Consider the following 17,925-nt stretch of genomic DNA (forward strand, 5'->3'; position numbering starts at 1 on the left):
GTTAAGCACGCCGCCAGCGTTCGTCCTGAGCCAGGATCAAACTCTCCATGAATGTTTACCCGTAATCGGGTGCACACATCACGTAAGAGCGGAACGAACCGGTCGGAATATGACCAGTCGTTCTCAGCGTCCTCGCTGTGTATTGCCTGCCCGCCCCACAAGGAAGCGTTCAGGACTTTTCAAAGGAACCTCCAACCCACCATCACTGGCAGGCCGGGGTTGTCAATCTGGCGTTGACTTTTGGCACGCTGTTGAGTTCTCAAGGTACGGACGCTTCCTTTGTTCCCGTTTCCGGGCCCTCCGGGCGCTTCCTTCGTTTCCGACTCTATCAGACTCTTTCGTGTCCGATTTCCTCGGTGCTTTCCGGCCTTTCGGCCTTCCGGCGGTTCCGACTCTATCAGATCCTTTCGGGCCTGATTTCCGGTCTCCCGGGTCAAGTCGGTTTGTCTTCCCGGCTGTTGGGCCGTTCCGACGTCCCAAACTCTAGCGGATCTCCCGGACGGCTCCTAATCGGGCCGACCGATCCATCCACTCGCACTACTCGCCTTCGAAATGGAATTCGGCATGCCGAAATTCATCCCGATCGGGAGGTCGTACTGAGTTGGGGTTGCCGCAAATCTGCGGCGGACGGTTGTCGCAGAACCGTTCCGGCTCCGTGACAACTCGAAGAACCTTACGCACCTGGGACAGGGGTGTCAAACCCCCGGCTGGACCAGGCCGGACCGGGCCGGACCGTGCTGGACCGGGCCGGGCCGCAGGCCATCGACCCCCGGCCGAACCCCCTCAGTCCAGGTCCGTGAGCCGGCCCCCGGCGTCCGGCTGAGCGTGTTCCACCCGGCGCAGCAGCCGGATCAGCATCTCGCCGAGGGACCCGCGCTCGTCCGGTGTGAGGTCCTGGAGCAGGTCTTCCTCGAAGTCGGTGGCCATCTGCATGGCCTCCAGCCACTTCGTACGCCCCTCGTCCGTCAGCTCGACGATGACACGCACCCGGTTGTTCTCGTCCCGGTCGCGCGTGACCAGGCCTTCGCCCGCCATGCGGTCGATGCGGTGGGTCATGGCGGCGGGGGTGAGGCCGAGGCGCTTGGCCAGCTCGCCGGGGCCCAGGCGGTACGGCTTGCCCGCGAGCACGAGGGTCTTCAGGACCTCCCACTCGGCGTTGCTGATGCCGAGTGCGGCGACCTGGCGTCCGTACGCCACGTTCATGCGGCGGTTCAGCCGGCCCAGGGCCGAGACGACCTTCTCGACCTGGGGGTCGAGGTCGCGGAACTCGCGCTGGTACGCCGCGATCTGCTCGTCGAGGGTCGGCTCCTCGGGGCCGGCGGGGCCGGTGGGCCCGCCGCGCTCGGTGGTCTCAGCCATGCCGCGAGTATCGCACGGGACGCGTTGGCGTCTAAGTCCTTGAGTGTGTATTGTTGAGGTTCTAACTTTAGTGTTGAAGTCTTCGCCTCTGAGACCTTCAGGGCTCAGGCCTTCAGGTCTGAGACCTTCAGGTTCGAGGACTTCCACTTCGAGACCTCAAGGTGGTGAGTGTGACCAAGGTGATGGGCGCGGCGATGCGCCGGATCCAGACGGGGAACGCGCTGAGCGCGTTCGGACTCGGGTTCACCGTTCCGTATCTGTACATCTACGTGGCGACGGTGCGAGGGCTCGGCTCCTTCTGGGCCGGGATCGTCCTCGGCGTCTTCGCCCTGGCCGCGCTGGTCGCGCTGCTCTTCACCGGCCGGGTCATCGACCGCCGCGGCCCCCTGCCCGTCCTGGTCGGCGCCGCCGTGACGGCCGCCCTCGGCGCGCTCTGCCTGGGCCTCGCGAACAGCCTGGTGGCCGTCCTCGGGTCCGCCGCCCTGCTCGGCGCGGGCACCGCGGTCATGCAGCCGGCGCTAGCCACCATGATCGTGTGGTCCTCGGGGCCGACCTCCCGTACCCGTGCCTTCGCCATGCAGTTCTTCCTGCAGAACCTCGGGCTCGGTATCGGCGGGCTCTTCGGCGGCCAGATCGTCGACGAGAGCCGTCCGGCGTCCTTCACCCTGCTCTTCGCCATCGAGGCCGGGATGTTCCTGGTCCTCGCCGCGATCGCGCTGTCCGTGAAGCTGCCGCGCAACGCGGCCATCGCGGACGCCCGCCCCAAGGGCGGCAAGGGCGGCAGCGGCTTCCGGGCCGTGCTCGGGCACCGCGCCATGCTCCAGCTCTGCGTCCTCGGCTTCGTGCTGTTCTTCGCCTGCTACGGGCAGTTCGAGTCGGGTCTCGCTGCGTACGGCACCGAGGCCGCCGGAATCGATCCGTCGGCCCTGGGCTTCGCCCTGGCCGCCAACACCGCCGTGATCGTGGTCGCCCAGTTCCTGGTGCTGCGCTTCGTCGAGCGCCGCCGCCGCAGCCGCGTCATCGCGTCCGTGGGGCTCATCTGGACCGTGGCCTGGCTCTTCGCCGGGTACGCGGGGCTCGGCCACGGCAGCCAGACCATGGCGACCGCCGCGTTCGTCTCCACGTACGCGCTCTTCGGGCTCGGTGAGGCGATGCTGTCGCCGACCGTGGCGCCGCTGGTCGCGGACCTGGCGCCCGAGGCGATGGTCGGCCAGTACAACTCGGCGTTCGCGCTGGTCAAGCAGATGGCGCTGGCGCTCGGGCCGTTCGTGGGCGGGCCCATGGGCGCCACGCTGCACGGCCCGTACATCGTCACGTTCATCCTGTTCTCGCTCGGCATCACCGTCCTCGCGCTGCGGCTCGGCAGGAGGCTGACGCCCGCGCAGGACCAGCCGATGCTCGCGGCCCCGTCGCGGGTGGTCGTGGTGCACAAGGCCGAGCAGGTCGGCGCGGCGGCCTGAGCCGAAGGCCGTACGAGTACTGCCGGAGGAGTGCTGCCGTACGAGTGATGCCGTACGGCCGCCCTCAGCCCGGCAGGGCGAACTCGCACCACACCGCTTTGCCGCCGCCCGGCGTGCGGCGCGAACCCCAGGACGAGGCGATCGTCGCGACGATCGAGATGCCTCGTCCTGACTCGTCCCCGGGCTCGGCGCGGCGGCGGCGCGGCAGGTGGTCGTCGCCGTCCGTCACCTCGATGATCAGTCGGCGGTCGGTGCGGCGCAGTCGCAGCCGCATCGGCGGGGTGCCGTGCTGCAGCGAGTTGGCGACCAGCTCGCTCGCTGCCAGGACGCCCAGGTCGCGCAGCTCCGCCGGGAAGCGCCAGGAGGCCAGGACCCCGGACGCGAAGGCACGCGCGCGTGGCGCGGCTTCCACGCCGCCGAGCAGGTCGAGCGCCGCGTTGTGGAACAGCTCGGCGTCCGGGCCCGTGCGGGCCGGGTGCTGGAGGACCAGGACCGCCACGTCGTCGTCGTGCTCGGCGGTCACCCCCAGCGAGCGGATCAGCCGGTCGCAGACGACCTGCGGGGTGCCGGCCGCGCCCGAGAGCGCCCGCTCCAGGGCCGCCACTCCCTCGTCGATGTCCTCTCCCCTGCGCTCGACCAGGCCGTCCGTATAGAGAACGGCGGTCGCGCCGGGCGGCAGGGCGATGGTGCCGGAGGTGTGCAGCCAGCCGCCGGTCCCCAGCGGGGGGCCGGTCGGGTCCGCCGCGCGGTGCACGCTGCCGTCCGCGTGCCGTACGAGCAGGGGCAGGTGGCCCGCCGAGGCGTACACCAACAGCCCCTCGTTGGGGTCGTGGACCGCGTAGACACAGGTGGCGATCTGGCTGGCGTCGATCTCGGCGGCCAGGCCGTCGAGCAGCTGGAGCACCTCGTGCGGGGGCAGGTCCAGGCGCGCGTACGCCCGCACCGCCGTGCGGAGCTGGCCCATCACGGCGGCCGCGCGGACCCCGCGCCCCATCACGTCCCCGATCACCAGCGCCGTGCGCCCGGCGCCCAGGGTGATCACGTCGTACCAGTCGCCGCCGACCGCCGCGTCCGTGCCGCCCGGCTGGTACGTGACGGCGACCCGCAGGTCGTCGGGCTGCTCCAGCTCCTGCGGGAGCAGGGAGCGCTGGAGCGTCACGGCGGTCTCGCGGTGGCGGCGCTCGCTGGCGCGCAGCCGCTCGGCGGCCTCGGCGTGGTCGGTGACGTCGGCGGCGAAGACGAGCACCCCGCCGCCCGCCTCCCCGCGCGCGGGGAGCTCGACCGGGGTGCAGGTGACCGTGTACGAACCGCCACCCTGGGCCTTGCGGGACTTGACCGTACGGGGCTTGCCGCTGCGCAGCACCTGGTCCATCAGGGGCAGCAGGCCCAGCTCGTCCAGCTCGGGCAGGGCCTTGGCGGCGGGAGCGCCGACGGGGCGGGGGCCGAACGCCGTCGCGTACGCGTCGTTCACGTACGCCACGCGGTGCTCCGGGCCGTACACCAGGGCGGCGAGGGCCGGGAGCTGGCCGAGGAGCTGACGGACCGACAGCTCCTCCAGGGCGGGCGCCGCCGGGCCGTCCGCCCCGTCCTCGTCCGGCCAGGTGCCGGGCCCTGGGCCGCACTCACCGCGCGCGGCGGGCACGGAGCCCCGGTCGGTCCGTGCGGCGGCGCGGCGCTGCGTACCGGGGAGCCGGGCGCTCCAACGCGTGAAGTTCACGGATCTCTTGGCCTCGTGTGTCGCTGGCTGCTGGGTCACTCTGGCGGGTCACTCTGTGCAGGTGTGGGTCCACCTATGGTCACACGCCCAGTGTGACGGACCGCACTGACAACGTCAGTTGTCCTTGCCGCCGGGCTCCTTGGGACCGCTCTTGGAGCCGGGTTCGGGGCCTGGCTCGGGCCCGGGCTTGGGGCCCGGTTTGGCGGGGCCGCCCGCGGCGAGCTCGAATTCGGCGCGCGGGTGCTCCAGCGAGCCGAGGGAGACGATCTCGCGCTTGAACAGGCCCGCGAGCGTCCACTCGGCGAGCACGCGCGCCTTGCGGTTGAAGGTGGGGACGCGGCTCAGGTGGTAGGCCCGGTGCATGAACCAGGCGGGGTAGCCCTTGAGCTTGCGGCCGTAGACGTGGGCGACGCCCTTGTGGAGGCCGAGCGAGGCGACCGAGCCGACGTACTTGTGCGCGTACTCGCGCAGGGGCCGTCCGTCGACCGACGCGGCGACGTTCTCGGCGAGCGCCTTGGCCTGGCGTACGGCGTGCTGCGCGTTGGGCGCGCACTCCTTGTCCTTCTCGTCGGACGTGACGTCCGGTACGGCGGCGGCGTCCCCCGCCGCCCAGGCGTGTTCGACGCCCTCCACCTGGAGCTTCGCGGTGCACTTGAGGCGGCCGCGCTCGGTGAGCGGCAGATCGGTGGCGGCGAGGAGGGGCGCGGGCTTGACGCCGGCGGTCCACACGACCGTACGGGTGGGGAAGCGCGAGCCGTCGCTGAGCACCGCGACCCGGTTCTCGCAGGAGTCCAGGCGCGTCCGAAGACGTACGTCGATGTTGCGTCCGCGCAGCTCGCGGATGGCGTACCGGCCCATCTCCTCGCCGACCTCGGGCAGGATCCGGTCGCTGGCCTCCACGAGGATCCACTTCAGGTCCTCGGGCTTGATGTTGTGGTAGTACCGCGCGGTGTAGCGGGCCATGTCCTCCAGCTCGGCGAGCGCCTCAACGCCCGCGTAGCCGCCGCCGACGAAGACGAAGGTGAGGGCCGCGTCGCGGACGGCGGGGTCGCGGGTGGAGGAGGCGATGTCCATCTGCTCGATGACGTGGTTGCGCAGGCCGATGGCCTCTTCGACGGTCTTGAAGCCGATGGCGTAGTCGGCCAGGCCCGGGACCGGGAGGGTGCGGGAGACCGAGCCGGGCGCGAGGACCAGTTCGTCGTACCCGATCTCGACCGGGCCGGTGCCCTCCTCCTCGGTGGCGAGGGTGGTGACGGTCGCGGTCCGCGCGGCGTGGTCGATGCGCTGTGCCTCGCCGATGACGATGTGACAGCGGTCCAGGACGCGGCGCAGCGGTACGACGACGTGGCGCGGCGAGATGGACCCGGCGGCCGCCTCCGGCAGGAACGGCTGGTACGTCATGTACGGATCCGGGGCGACCACGGTGATCGCCACCCGGCCGTCGCGCAACTGCGCCTTGAGCTCGCGCTGCAGACGCAGCGCCGTGTACATCCCGACGTAGCCGCCGCCGACGACGAGAATGCGCGTGCCGGGCGGTGGTTCGGGGCTCGACCCCCGATTGATCGCAGCCTTCACCAGTCCATGAGGCAACGGCCTCCGGCGTTTGTCCACAGGCCCGGCAAATTGTGTGACTGACGGATGTGGCCGGAACAGGCGCCGGGTCTTCCCTCCGATCAGAGAGAAAACGCAGGTCAGAGTGGGTATACCGGGGCGGCGAGGGGGTTCGAATCGGGAAGGTTCCGGTCCTTGCTCCGATCGGGGGGCACACCGTGCGGAACAACCCCCTTCTGAATTGACTCCGGCTCAACTATGTTCGTACCTCGTCGGGGTGTCGGGTCCGGCCACCCGACTGTCAGGGCGGGGAGTCTCCGGGGGGAGACGTCATTACCGGGGGAACGGTTATGCATATTCAGGACTCTCATTGGCAGTCCGCTGTCGTCGCGTCGGCGGACGGCAATGGTCGTATGGGCGCGGTCGGCGGTGGTGGGAGCGCTTCCGCTTCCCGCTCCGCACCGCTGCGGGTGGACGCCCAGCGCAATCTGGAGCACGTACTGCGTGCCGCGCGCGAGGTGTTCGGCGAGCTGGGGTACGGCGCGCCGATGGAGGACGTGGCGCGCCGCGCCCGCGTCGGCGTGGGCACGGTGTACCGGCGCTTCCCGAGCAAGGACGTGCTGGTCCGGCGGATAGCCGAGGAGGAGACCGCGCGCCTCACCGACCAGGCGCGGACCGCGCTGGGCCAGGAGGAGGAGCCGTGGTCGGCGCTCTCCCGGTTCCTGCGGACGTCGGTGGCGTCGGGCGCCGGGCGGCTGCTGCCGCCGCAGGTGCTGCGGGTCGGGGTGGACGTGGACGAGGAGTCGACGGTGGTCGGCGGGGGCCCGGAAGGGCCGGGGCCGGTGCTTGAGCCGGTGGAGTCGTCGCTGGACGCGTCGGACTCCGGCGCGGCTTCTGCCGCTGCCTCTGCCGAGGCCCGGCTGCCGCAGCAGCGGCAGGCCGGGGTGGCCGGTGGGCCCGTCGTGCCCGGCCTGCGGGTCGTCGAGCCGCGTACGGCGCCGGAGGACGAGCTGGACCACGCGGGGGCGGCGGAGCTGCTCACGGTGGTCGGGCAGCTGGTGGACCGGGCGCGGGAGGCGGGGGAGCTGCGGGGCGATGTGACCGTGGCGGACGTGCTGCTCGTGATAGCCACGGCGGCGCCGTCGCTGCCGGATCCGCATCAGCAGGCCGCGGCTTCCGCTCGGCTGCTGGACATTTTGCTGGAGGGGTTGCGGTCGCGCCCTGCGTGACGGGGTGCGGGGCGTGACTTGTCGCGGTGCAGGTTGCGGGGCTTCGCGGGGCCGGGGTCAGGGCGGGGGTGCGTCAGCCCGGCGGGACGGGGATGCCGCTGTGCCCACCCTCCCCCAAGCTCTCGACTTCGCTCGAGCAGGGGGACCCCCATCACCCCTAGCGGCACGATTGCCCACAGCTGCGTAGGTAAGCACGATTGCCCACAGCTGCATGGGTAAGTAGGTGCGTAGGCGCCCGGCCCGGTCCACTAACGGGTAGGGGGGGCTGGGGGCTGCTTGGGTGTGGGGCGCTGTGGGACGCTTGGCGCGTGGTCGGGTCTGAGCGTGCTGACGGGGGCTTCCGCGATGAACGTTGACGGGCGGGACGAGCTCGGCGGCAGCGGCACGGAGTCCGACGGCCTGTCCTCGCGGGACGGTTTGTCCGCGCGGCAGGTGCCGAGCCAGGGTGGGCCCGGTGGCCGGCCGGACGTCCGGGGCGGGCCCGGCGGGACCGTGCTGCCCGGGCCGTGGGGCCCCGCCCAGCAGTCCGGCGCTCAGGAGTCCGGCGCCCAGCAGTCCGGCGCGTCGGGCGACGCCGTCCGCTCCGCACCCGGTGTTCCGCAGCAGCGTGACCGGATCACCGCCGACGCCGAGCTGATCCAGCGGATGCGGGCGGGCGACGACACCGCGTACGAGGAGCTGTTCCGGCGCCACTCGGACGCGGTCCGCCGGTACGCCCGCAGTTGCTGCCGGGACGCGCACACGGCCGACGACCTCACGGCCGAGGTGTTCGCCCGTACGCTCCAGGCGGTGCGCGGCGGCGCCGGGCCCGAGCAGGCCGTGCGCGCGTATCTGATGACAACCGTGCGTCGCGTCGCCGCGTCCTGGACGAAGACGGCGAAGCGGGAGCAACTGGTCGAGGACTTCGCGCTCTTCGCCGACCAGGCCGCCCGTACCTCGGACGGGCGGGACGACGCCACGGTCGACCTCGGCGCGGACGTACGGGCGATGCACGAGGCCGAGCAGTCGCTGGCCATGCAGGCGTTCCGGTCGCTGCCGGAGCGGTGGCAGGCGGTGCTGTGGCACACCACCGTCGAGGAGGAGTCGCCCAGCGAGGTCGCGCCGCTGTTCGGGCTCTCCGCCAACGCCACGGCGGTGCTGGCCAGCCGGGCCCGGGAGGGCCTCAAGCAGGCGTACTTGCAGGCGCACGTCTCCACCGCGCTCACCGAGGGCGGCGACTGCGCGCGTTACGCGGACCGGCTCGGGGCGTACGCACGCGGCGGGCTGCGGGTGCGGGCCGAGCGGGGCCTGACCAAGCACCTGGAGGAGTGCGCCAAGTGCCGGGTGGCGGTCGTCGAGCTCAAGGACGTCAACGCCGGGATCCCCGCGCTGCTGCCGGTCGCGGTGGTCGGCTGGTTCGCCGCCGGGTACTCGCTCAAGGCCGCCGGGCTGGTGGCGGGAGGCGCCGCCGGTGCGGCGGGCGCCGGTGCCGCCGCGGCGCCCACGGGCGGGAGTTCGTCCGGGGGCGCGGCCGGTGGGGCCGCCTCCGAGGGGCTCGGCGCCCCCGTCAAGGCGGGCATCGCGGCGGCGGTCGCCGTCGCGGTGGCCGCGGGCGTGGTCTTCGCGCTCAGCGGCAACGACGCCAAGCCGCCCGTGAAGCCGCAGGCCAAGCCGTCGGCCGTGGTGCCGGTGGCTCCGCAGAAGCCGCCGCCCTCCCCCGCGCCGGAGCCCCCGGCGCGGCCCGCGCCCGTACCGCCGCCGAAGCCCGCGCCGAAGCCGGCCAAGCCCGTGCCGCCGAAGCCCGAACCGAAGCCCACGCCGACGCCGAAGTCGACGCCGCCCCGGCCCGCCCCCAAGCCGAAGCCGACGCCGCCCAAGCCGACGCCGACGCCTCCGCCCCCTCCGGCGAGCGTCTACCAGATCAACCGGCTCCAGTACGGGACGTTCGGGGACCACACCAAGCCCGAGGTGCGGCTCGGCTCGTCCAGCTGGCTGTGGCAGCGCTGGGGCATGGAGATCGACGGCAAGCCGTACAGCCACGGGGTGACCGTGCACGCGCGGTCCTCCGTGACGATCGACCTCAACCGGCAGTGCTCCAGCTACGACGCGTTGGCCGGGGTCGACGATCTGACCATGGGGCCGGGGGCGGTGCGGTTCTCCGTGTTCGGGGACCGGACCCTGTTGTGGCGTTCGCCCGTGATGCACGGGGGCGATCCGGCGGTGCCGGTCCATGCGGACCTCACGGGGCATCGGACCATCCGGCTGGCCGTCGAGCCGCATACGCCGTTCGGGTCGGTGGCGTTGGCGGACTGGGCCACGTCGGTCCTCAACTGCCGTTAGCGCCAGGAAAACTGCCGTTGGCGCTACGAGGGGCGCGGTGTCCGCGTGGCCGCGGACCGTGGGTGGCTGGTCGCGCCCACGCGGCGAAGCCGCACATGACACCGCCCCGCCGCGAAGCCGCACATGTCACAGCCCCGCTCTCCCCTTAACGGACACCGCCCCGCCTCCTCAGGCGGCGGATCCCTCCAGCAAGCCCGCCACCTCCTCCGTGCTGAGCCCCGCCCCCGCCGCGCGCTCGTCCTCGTACACCTGAGGGCCCAGCTCGTCGCGCAGGCGGGATCGCAGGGCCTCCAGGGTCGTGCGGTCCGCCGGCCACAGGGGGATTCCCGCGCGCCAGGTTTCCGCCGCGGCCAGTACCCGTACCGCGGCCGTCGGTTCGCCCAAATCCGGCAGCAGCTGGGCCGCACCCTCCGTGAAGTGGGCGAGGATGATTTCGGCGCAGCCCGCGGTGGCGGCGGTGCGCAGGGCCGAGGCCAGGCCGCGTACGCCGATGGCCGGGCCGGACTCCACGGCCGCGACGCGGGCCTCCAGGCCCTCCAGGATCGCGGTGAAGGGCGGCGGCGAGGTGCTGCGGGCGCTGTCCGCGTGGGCCGCGTCGCACTCGGTGCGCGCGGTGGCGGCGTCGCCGGAGTCCAGGGCCATGCAGGCGCGCAGATAGTGGATGTAGGAGGTGGCGTCGAGGACGCCGTAGCGGACGGCTTCCGCCTCGGCCTCGTCGAGGAGCTTGACGCCCTCGTCCAGGTCGCCCGCCCGGTAGGTGAGTTCGGCGATACGGGCCAGCAGGAACGGCGCTTCGGCGTGGGCGCCCACCTCGCGGGCGAGGCCGAGCGCCTCCTCGTACTCCGGCCGGGCCCGCGCGGGCAGCCCGCGCATCATCGCCGCCTCCCCGGCGGCGCTGGCCACCTGGGCCCGCATCCAGCGGTCGCCGACGCGGCGGCTGAGCGTGCGCAGCTCCGCGAGGTCGCCGTCGACGTCCCACACCCCGCCGGGCATGTCGATGACCATGTGCGTACGGAACATGAGGCTGACACCGACCTCCCATTCACCGCCGTACGCACGGCAGTTGGCGACCACGGCGTCCACGGAGTCGCGTACCTCGGCGGGTGTCTGGGTGAGGAACGAGGCGAACGGCCAGAGCAGCCCGGGGAACCGCGCCGCCTCCGGCCCGCCCCGCCCGAACGCCTCGCGCAGCCGCTCCATCTCCGCCATGGCCTCCGGCGAACGCAGCCGCTCGGCCGGGGCGCCCGACTCCTCGATCAGGAAGAGCCGCAGCAGCCCGAGGCGCATGCGGGGCCAGTAGTCGGGGTCGTGGGGGCCGACGTCCGTGTTCTCGTTCGGTCCCAGGACGCGGTCCAGCCAGCCCACGCCCTCACTGCGGTAGTTGCGCAGCCACCAGAACCAGCCCATGGCGAGGGCGAGGTCGCGGGCCTCGACGGGGTCGGGGACGGTGGTCGTGGTGCGGTGCAGCGCGGCCCGGATGTTGTCCAGCTCGCGCTCGACGCGGCGGATCCACGTCAGCTGCCCGTGCGAGCGCAGCAACGGGTCGGCTTCCTGGGCCAGTTCGCGGTAGTACGCGGTGTGGGCGCGGGCGGCTTCGTCGAGCAGGCGCGGGGTCTCGGCCGCGCGCTCGGTGGCGTACTCGTGGATGGTCTCCAGCATCCGGTAGCGCATCCCGCCCGTGTCCGGGTCGGGGGCGGCCACGACCAGGGACTTGTCGACCAGCGCCGCCAGGTCGTCGGTCGAGCCGCAGACGGCCTGGGCGGCGGCCAGGTCCCAGCCGCCGGCGAAGACGGAGGCGCGGCGCAGCACCGCGCGCTCGCGCTCGTCGAGCAGCTCCCACGACCAGTCGACGACCGCGCGCAGGGTCTGCTGGCGGGGCAGTACGGTCCGGCTGCCGCTGGTCAGGAGGCGGAACCGGTCGTCGAGGCGGTCGGCGATCTGGCGCGGGCCGAGCAGCCGCAGCCGGGCGGCGGCCAGCTCGATGGCCAGCGGCAGACCGTCGAGCCGGCGGCAGATTTCCGTGATGGCCTCGGGGTCGTCGGCCGGGTCGAAGTCGGGTCGTACGGTACGGGCGCGCTCGGCGAAGAGGCGGTGCGCGGGGTCGGGCGGCAGCGGCTCGACCGGGCGGACCCGCTCGCCGGGCACGCCGAGGGGTTCGCGGCTGGTGGCGAGGATCCGCAGCGCCGGGCAGCGCGTGAGCAGCGTCTCCGCGAGGCGGGCGGCGGCGTCGATGACGTGCTCGCAGTTGTCGAGGACGAGGAGGGTGCTGGGGGCGGCGGAGAAATGGTCGACGAGGCGGGCGACGGGGTCGTCCGGGTGCGGCTGTCCGTCCCGGCCGAGTAGGGTGGTCTCGCGCAGCCCGAGCGCGGAGACGACGGCACCGGGGACGGCGTCCGGGTGGTCGAGCGGGGCGAGCTCGACGAGCCAGGCGGGGGTGTGCGCGGCGGACTCCTCGGCCAGCCGGGTCTTGCCGGAGCCGCCGGGGCCGGTGAGCGTGACGAGGCGGTGGGCCGCCAAGTCCTCCCGGATGGCGGCGAGTTCGGGCTCGCGTCCGACGAAGGACGTGAGGCGGGGCCGCAGGTTGCCGCCGCCGGGAGCTTCGGGGGCGGGGTTGAGCAGCTCCTGGTGGAGCGCGGCCAGCTCCGGGCCGGGGTCGGCGCCGAGGGCGTCGGCGAGGGTGCGTCGGGCGGTCTCGTACGCGAGGAGCGCGTCGGCCGTACGCCCCTCGGCCCGCAGGGCCCGGATCAGCTGGGCGTGCAGGGGTTCGTCGTACGGGTGGGTCTCGATCAGTTCGGTGAGCTCGGCGGGGAGGTGGTCGGTGGCGCCCCGGCGCAGGTCGGCCTCGATGCGGGCGCGCAGGGCGGTGAGGCGCAGGGCGTCCGGGCGGGCGGCGGTGCCGGTGCCGGTGCCGCCGCCACTGCTGCTGCCGCTGCCGTTGCTGCCCGGCAGGTCGGCGAGGGCGGGGCCGCGCCACAGGGCCAGGGCGGTGCGCAGCGTCGTGGCGGCGGATTCGGGGTCGCCGCCTTCGAGCTGGCGCGTGCCGGTCCGGACCTGCTGCTCGAACGCGAACAGGTCGACGTCGTGGGGCGCGTCCACGGCCAGCCGGTAGCCGCCGGGGTCGGAGACGACGGCGTCGTGGCCGATCGTCCGGCGGAGGCGGCCGATGAGGGCCTGGAGGGCGGCGGGGGCGTCGTGCGGGGGGTCGTCGGGCCAGATGTCGTCGATGAGGGTGGGGAGGGGGACGGGGGTGGTGCGGTCTGCTCGGGCGGCGAGGGCGGTGAGCAGGGCGCGCAGCCGGCGTCCCCCTAGGGGGATGGTCTGGCCTTGGTCGTTCTGCGCCTCTGTGGCGCCCAGGATTCGGTACCGCACGGGGTCATTGTGTCCTGGGTGCGGGGTGGTTGCGGCGGGGTTTTCTCCCCGCCCCGCCCCTTCCCGAAAGCCCTCGGGCGGGCGGCCGGGTGGTGGCCTGAGCCCCGCTTCCCGGGGGCTACGCCCCCGGCCCCCTTTTCGGCCGCGGGCCCGGTGGGGGCTTGTCGCGCAGTTCCCCGCGCCCCTAAAGACCCGGCCGGTGGGTCGGCCGCGGGCCCGGTGGGGGCTTGTCGCGCAGTTCCCCGCGCCCCTAAAGACCTGGCCGGTGGTCAAGCGCGGGCCGGTGGGGGCTTGTCGCGCAGGTCCCCGCGCCCCTAAAAACCCGGCCGGCGGTCAAGCGCGGCCCGGTGGGGGCTTGTCGCGCAGTTCCCCGCGCCCTTAAGACCTGGCCGGTGGTCGCGTGCGGGCCGGTGGGGGCTTGTCGCGCAGTTCCCCGCGCCCCTAAAGACCCGGCCGGTGGTCAAGCGCGGGCCCGGTGGGGGCTTGTCGCGCAGTTCCCCGCGCCCCTAAAGACCTGGCCGGTGGTCGGGTGCGGGCCGGTGGGGTGCGGCGGCCGTATCCCCTCGGGGGCGCGGGGAACTGCGCGGCCAGCCCCCACCGGCCCGCAGACAAACAAATGGGCCGGGGCCCGTTCTAGGCCCGCAGCGGGGGACGCGACGGCGTCACGCCCCCCGCCACCGCCCGCTGCTTCGGCGCCGCCGCGCCCGTCCAGCACGTGCCCCGCCGCGCCAGCAGGCGCCGCAGCCACAGCTCCGTGGAGACCAGGTCGGCCAGGCCGTCGAGCGGGAGGCGTTCGCCGGAGGCCGCCGCGCGCAGGGCGCGGCGGACCGTGCGGGCCTCGATCAGGCCCGCGTCCGCCAGCAGCGGCGCCTCGAAGAGCGTGATCAGCGGGTCGATCGAGCGGCGCAGACCCGCCCGTACCGCGGCCGTCGAGGAGGCGTGGGACGTGGCGGCGCCCCAGCCGGGCGGCAGGTCCCGCACCCCGGACCCCGCCAGCACCGTCCGCAGGATCGCCGCCCGCGCGCCCGGCTGGACCCGCAGCGCCTCGGGCAGGGCGCGGCACGCCCGTACCACCTGGTTGTCCAGGAACGGCGCGTGCAGTCGCTGGCTGCGGATCTCGGCCGCCTGCTCCAGGACGCGGTGGTCGGCCGCGTACCGGGCGAGGGCCGCGCGGGCCCGGGCCTCGCCCGGACGCAGCACCGTCGCCGGGCGCGTCGCCGACGCCATCAGCCGGATCGATACTTCAGCCAGCGCCTCCCCGGTGAGCCAGCGCGCCGCCGGCCCGGGCCGCGTCCAGGCCAGGGACGCGAGCGAGGCGTCCAGCGGCGTCTCGGCCTCCCCGCTGACGACGTCCGCGTCCCGGCGCAGGCGCTCCGCCGCCGACTCGATGCCCGTCCGGTACGGCGTCCGCGCCAGCTTCCGCGCCGCCCGGTACACCGTCAGCGGGACGAAGAGGGAGTGCGCCGAGGGGCCGCCCGCCTTGGCGAGCGCTGCCGCCGGGCGGAGCAGGTGACGGCGCTGACGGTCCATCAGGAGATCGGCCAGGCGCGCCGGATGGGCGTCCAGGACCTGGCGGGCGCCGCTTCCCGTGAAGTGGTCCGCGCTGCCCGCGGCGAGTCGGCGTCGGTGGCGTTCGGCGATGACCAGCGAAGGGCCCGGCTCGTCGGTGAGCGGGCCCGCCAGCTCCGCGTACGGCAGGGCCTCCTCGTCACCGGCCACCACCACGTGGTGCAGCCGCGGGTTGGCCGCGATCGCCCCGGCCCGCTCCAGCTCCGCCTCGCCGCGGCGGCCGGGCACGGCGAGGTCGTTGAAGGTGACCGCGAGGAGCCGTTCGCCCGCGCCGGTGCCGTGGCCGAGGACCGTGCCGGGGTTGCCGGGCAGCCCGGCGGCGAGCAGGGCCAGGGTGGCCGAGGCCGGGCCGCCGGAGAGGTCGGCGCCGATGCCGGGCGCCGGGCCCCCGCGTGCGGCGCGCCGCTCGGCGGGACCCATGCCGGGCACCGGACCGGGGTCCTGCGGCAGCGTCTCGGGGGCGTGGCGCGGCGCGGTGAGCCGAGCCCGGACGGCCGCGACCAGCGCCTCCCGTACGCCGTTCACCGCGCTCTCCTCGTCGACCTGGGCGGCCGCGACGGCGAGCGAGGCGACCGGCTCGTACCCGGTGATCTCCCGCGAGCCCTCCCGCAGCACCAGCGCGTGGCCGGGCGGGATGCGCCGCACTCCCACATAGGGGGTGGAGTCGCCGAGCGCCTCGGGTACGTCGGGGCAGGCGAGCAGCGCCGCCAAGTGGCCGATGTCCAGCTGGGCTTCGATGAGGTCGGCGAGCGGCAGGGCGGCCGTGGCGTACGCGGTGCCGCTCGCCCACGGCGTGTAGAAGACGGGGCGGGCACCGGCCAGGTCACCGACGACAGTGACCCTGCGGCCGACCTGGGCAACCGCCGTATAGCTGCCCGGCCACGCCGAAAGGTGCCGCAGTGCGCCCCCGCGTGCCGCGAACAGCCCTACCCGCAGCTCCTCGTCACTGGCGGCGCAGCAGCCCAGGACCGCGAGCCGGGTGTCCGCCCCCACGCTGACCACGCGGATCTCGTCGGGCCGCCAGTCGCCGACCGCCCAGAGCGGGTCGGGGTCACCCCACAGCAGCTGGGAGCCCACGGGGTGGACCGTGCGCCCCTCCTCGGGCGCGCCCACGGCACCGGCCGTCCCCACGGCACCGAACCTCGCGGCGACACTGCTCCAGCCCACCAGCCACCGCATCGCCGCCTCCACAGCCTGTGGACAACCCGCCGCCCGCGCCGACAGAACCAGGACCAGCCGTAGGCATGCGGTTCTGAGGTCGCTCGGGACCATGCTGCCATGACAATGGCGTGCGGGAGGGGCCTCGGGGTAGCGCGCGCAAAAAGTGAACGCGCCCCCGCAGATGGCCGATTGACAGCCCTTCGCGTGGGCTGAGGCGACGTTTCCGGGTGGTGCGGGACCGTCGCTTTTCGGCCAACTTCACCCCGGGCGCGCGTGGCGGGCGCCTCGGAGCGGGCATGAAACCGGCAGCAAAGCCGGCGGAGAAGAACCACAGTCCGGGAGGCGCTGTCCGCCTCCCGGACCGGTCCGCCGCCCGCGGGGATTGAGGCGACGGTGTCCCCCAGCCCACTGGATCCAGTCCAGCGGGCCGACCCACGCACCTGACATGGAAGCGCTCCCCACCCCGGCTGGGCCAGAGCGCACGCACCGCGCACGGCCACACACCCGGAGCACACGCACACCGGCCGAACTCGTCCGTACGGAAAACAATCCCGCCATCCGGAACACCGCCTCTTAACGGTCGGGATGCGGCGAACTACGCTGGGTGCACTGCTGTTCTCCGCGGGCGGCATATTCCTGGGGGCTCGGCCACACGATTGTGCGGCCGGACGGACCCCGGGGCGCGGCCCCGGGGGACGCCGTCTGTGTCGAGGGGTGGCGCATGTCCAGGGAGCAACGCGGGCCGAACGAGAAGCTCGGCACCGTTCTCGCCCTCGCGGGAATCAGCAACGCCGGACTGGCCAGAAGGGTCAACGACCTCGGTGCCCAACGCGGTCTGACCCTTCGTTACGACAAGACATCGGTGGCCCGCTGGGTCTCCAAGGGCATGGTGCCCCAGGGCGCCGCGCCCCATCTGATCGCGGCGGCCATCGGCGCCAAGCTGGGCCGCCCGGTGCCGCTGCACGAGATCGGGCTCGCCGACGCCGACCCGGCGCCCGAGGTGGGTCTGGCGTTCCCGCGCGACGTGGGCGAGGCGGTCCGTTCCGCGACCGAGCTCTACCGGCTCGATCTGGCCGGACGCCGGGCGGGCGGCGGGATCTGGCAGTCGCTGGCCGGATCCTTCGCGGTCACCGCGTACGCGACCCCCGCCTCGCGCTGGCTCATAACCCCCGCCGACTCGTCGGTCGCGCGCGACCACGACGGGGCGGCCGGGACACCGCTGAAGGTCGGCCACAGCGATGTGGCCAAACTGCGCGAGGCGGCGGAGGACGCCCGCCGCTGGGACTCCAAGTACGGGGGCGGGGACTGGCGTTCGTCGATGGTTCCCGAGTGCTTACGGGTGGACGCGGCGCCGCTGTTGCTCGGCTCGTACTCGGACGAGGTCGGCCGGGGCCTGTTCGGGGCGACCGCGGAGCTGACCCGACTGGCCGGCTGGATGGCCTTCGACACCGGCCAGCAGGAGGCCGCCCAGCGCTACTACATCCAGGCCCTGCGCCTCGCGCGCGCGGCGGCCGACGTGCCGCTCGGCGGTTACGTCCTGGCCTCCATGTCGCTCCAGGCCACCTACCGGGGCTTCGCCGACGAGGGGGTGGACCTGGCGCAGGCCGCCGTCGAGCGCAACCGGGGCCTGGCGACCGCCCGCACCATGAGCTTCTTCCGGCTCGTCGAGGCACGCGCGCACGCGAAGGCGGGCGACGCGCTCGCGGCCGGGGCGGCGCTCAAGGCCGCCGAGGCGTGGCTGGAGCGCTCCCGGGACGGCGACTCGGACCCGTCCTGGCTGGGCTTCTACTCGTACGACCGCTTCGCGGCGGACGCGGCCGAGTGCTACCGCGACCTGAAGGCTCCGCGCCAGGTGCGCCGCTTCACCGAGCAGGCGCTGTCGCGCCCCACCGAGGAGTTCGTGCGCTCCCACGGCCTGCGGCTGGTGGTGTCGGCGGTGGCCGAGCTGGAGTCGGGCAACCTGGACGCGGCGTGCGCGGCGGGCACGCGCGCGGTGGAGGTCGCCGGGCGGATCTCGTCGGCGCGCACCACCGAGTACGTCCGGGACCTGCTGCACCGCCTGGAGCCGTACGGGGACGAGCCGCGCGTCGTGGAGCTGCGGGAGAGGGCGCGGCCGCTGCTGGTGGCCCCGGCGTAGATCACTTCCCCCACGGGTTTACGGGCATTGTCAGTGGGCCAGTGCACTATCTGG

General features: G+C 73.7%; 9 protein-coding genes. 4 read left to right on the forward strand and 5 right to left on the reverse strand.

The window, feature by feature from the left end:
* Positions 1-783 precede the first annotated feature (783 nt).
* On the reverse strand, positions 784-1,359 hold the full coding sequence (locus AB0G17_RS04300; protein ID WP_361375367.1) for a MarR family transcriptional regulator: 576 nt from the start codon (positions 1,357-1,359) through the stop codon (positions 784-786).
* A gap of 182 nt (positions 1,360-1,541) precedes the next feature.
* Here AB0G17_RS04300 and AB0G17_RS04305 point away from each other — a divergent pair, with 182 nt between their 5' ends.
* Entirely contained in the window at positions 1,542-2,819 is a 1,278-nt protein-coding gene (locus AB0G17_RS04305) for an MFS transporter (RefSeq protein ID WP_361376251.1), read from the forward strand.
* 64 nt (positions 2,820-2,883) lie between these two features.
* Here the strand turns inward: AB0G17_RS04305 and AB0G17_RS04310 are convergent, their stop codons facing one another.
* Entirely contained in the window at positions 2,884-4,536 is a 1,653-nt protein-coding gene (locus AB0G17_RS04310) for a SpoIIE family protein phosphatase (protein ID WP_361375369.1), read from the reverse strand.
* Between the two features lie 114 nt (positions 4,537-4,650).
* Entirely contained in the window at positions 4,651-6,114 is a 1,464-nt protein-coding gene (locus tag AB0G17_RS04315) for an NAD(P)/FAD-dependent oxidoreductase (RefSeq protein WP_361376254.1), read from the reverse strand.
* Between the two features lie 323 nt (positions 6,115-6,437).
* Between AB0G17_RS04315 and AB0G17_RS04320 the strand changes: the two genes are divergently transcribed.
* Both AB0G17_RS04320 and AB0G17_RS04325 read left to right on the forward strand, forming a co-directional pair.
* The gene (locus AB0G17_RS04320; RefSeq protein ID WP_361375371.1) at positions 6,438-7,316 is read left to right on the forward strand and encodes a helix-turn-helix domain-containing protein; all 879 of its coding nucleotides are present in this window, start codon (positions 6,438-6,440) and stop codon (positions 7,314-7,316) included.
* A gap of 345 nt (positions 7,317-7,661) precedes the next feature.
* Positions 7,662-9,635 (forward strand): sigma-70 family RNA polymerase sigma factor, encoded by a 1,974-nt coding sequence (locus tag AB0G17_RS04325; protein ID WP_361375373.1) that lies wholly within the window; start codon positions 7,662-7,664, stop codon positions 9,633-9,635.
* 168 nt (positions 9,636-9,803) lie between these two features.
* Here the strand turns inward: AB0G17_RS04325 and AB0G17_RS04330 are convergent, their stop codons facing one another.
* Positions 9,804-13,004: a BTAD domain-containing putative transcriptional regulator gene (locus tag AB0G17_RS04330; RefSeq protein ID WP_361375375.1), complete on the reverse strand. Its 3,201-nt coding sequence runs from the start codon at positions 13,002-13,004 to the stop codon at positions 9,804-9,806.
* A gap of 633 nt (positions 13,005-13,637) precedes the next feature.
* Positions 13,638-15,752 (reverse strand): asparagine synthase-related protein, encoded by a 2,115-nt coding sequence (locus AB0G17_RS04335; RefSeq protein ID WP_361375377.1) that lies wholly within the window; start codon positions 15,750-15,752, stop codon positions 13,638-13,640.
* A 703-nt stretch (positions 15,753-16,455) separates the two neighbouring features.
* Here AB0G17_RS04335 and AB0G17_RS04340 point away from each other — a divergent pair.
* A complete protein-coding gene (locus tag AB0G17_RS04340) occupies positions 16,456-17,871 on the forward strand; it encodes an MFS transporter (protein WP_101389311.1) in 1,416 nt (471 codons plus the stop codon).
* The last annotated feature ends 54 nt before the right edge of the window (positions 17,872-17,925 follow it).

The organism is Streptomyces sp. NPDC023838 (assembly GCF_040639555.1).
Taxonomy (GTDB): Bacteria; Actinomycetota; Actinomycetes; order Streptomycetales; family Streptomycetaceae; genus Streptomyces.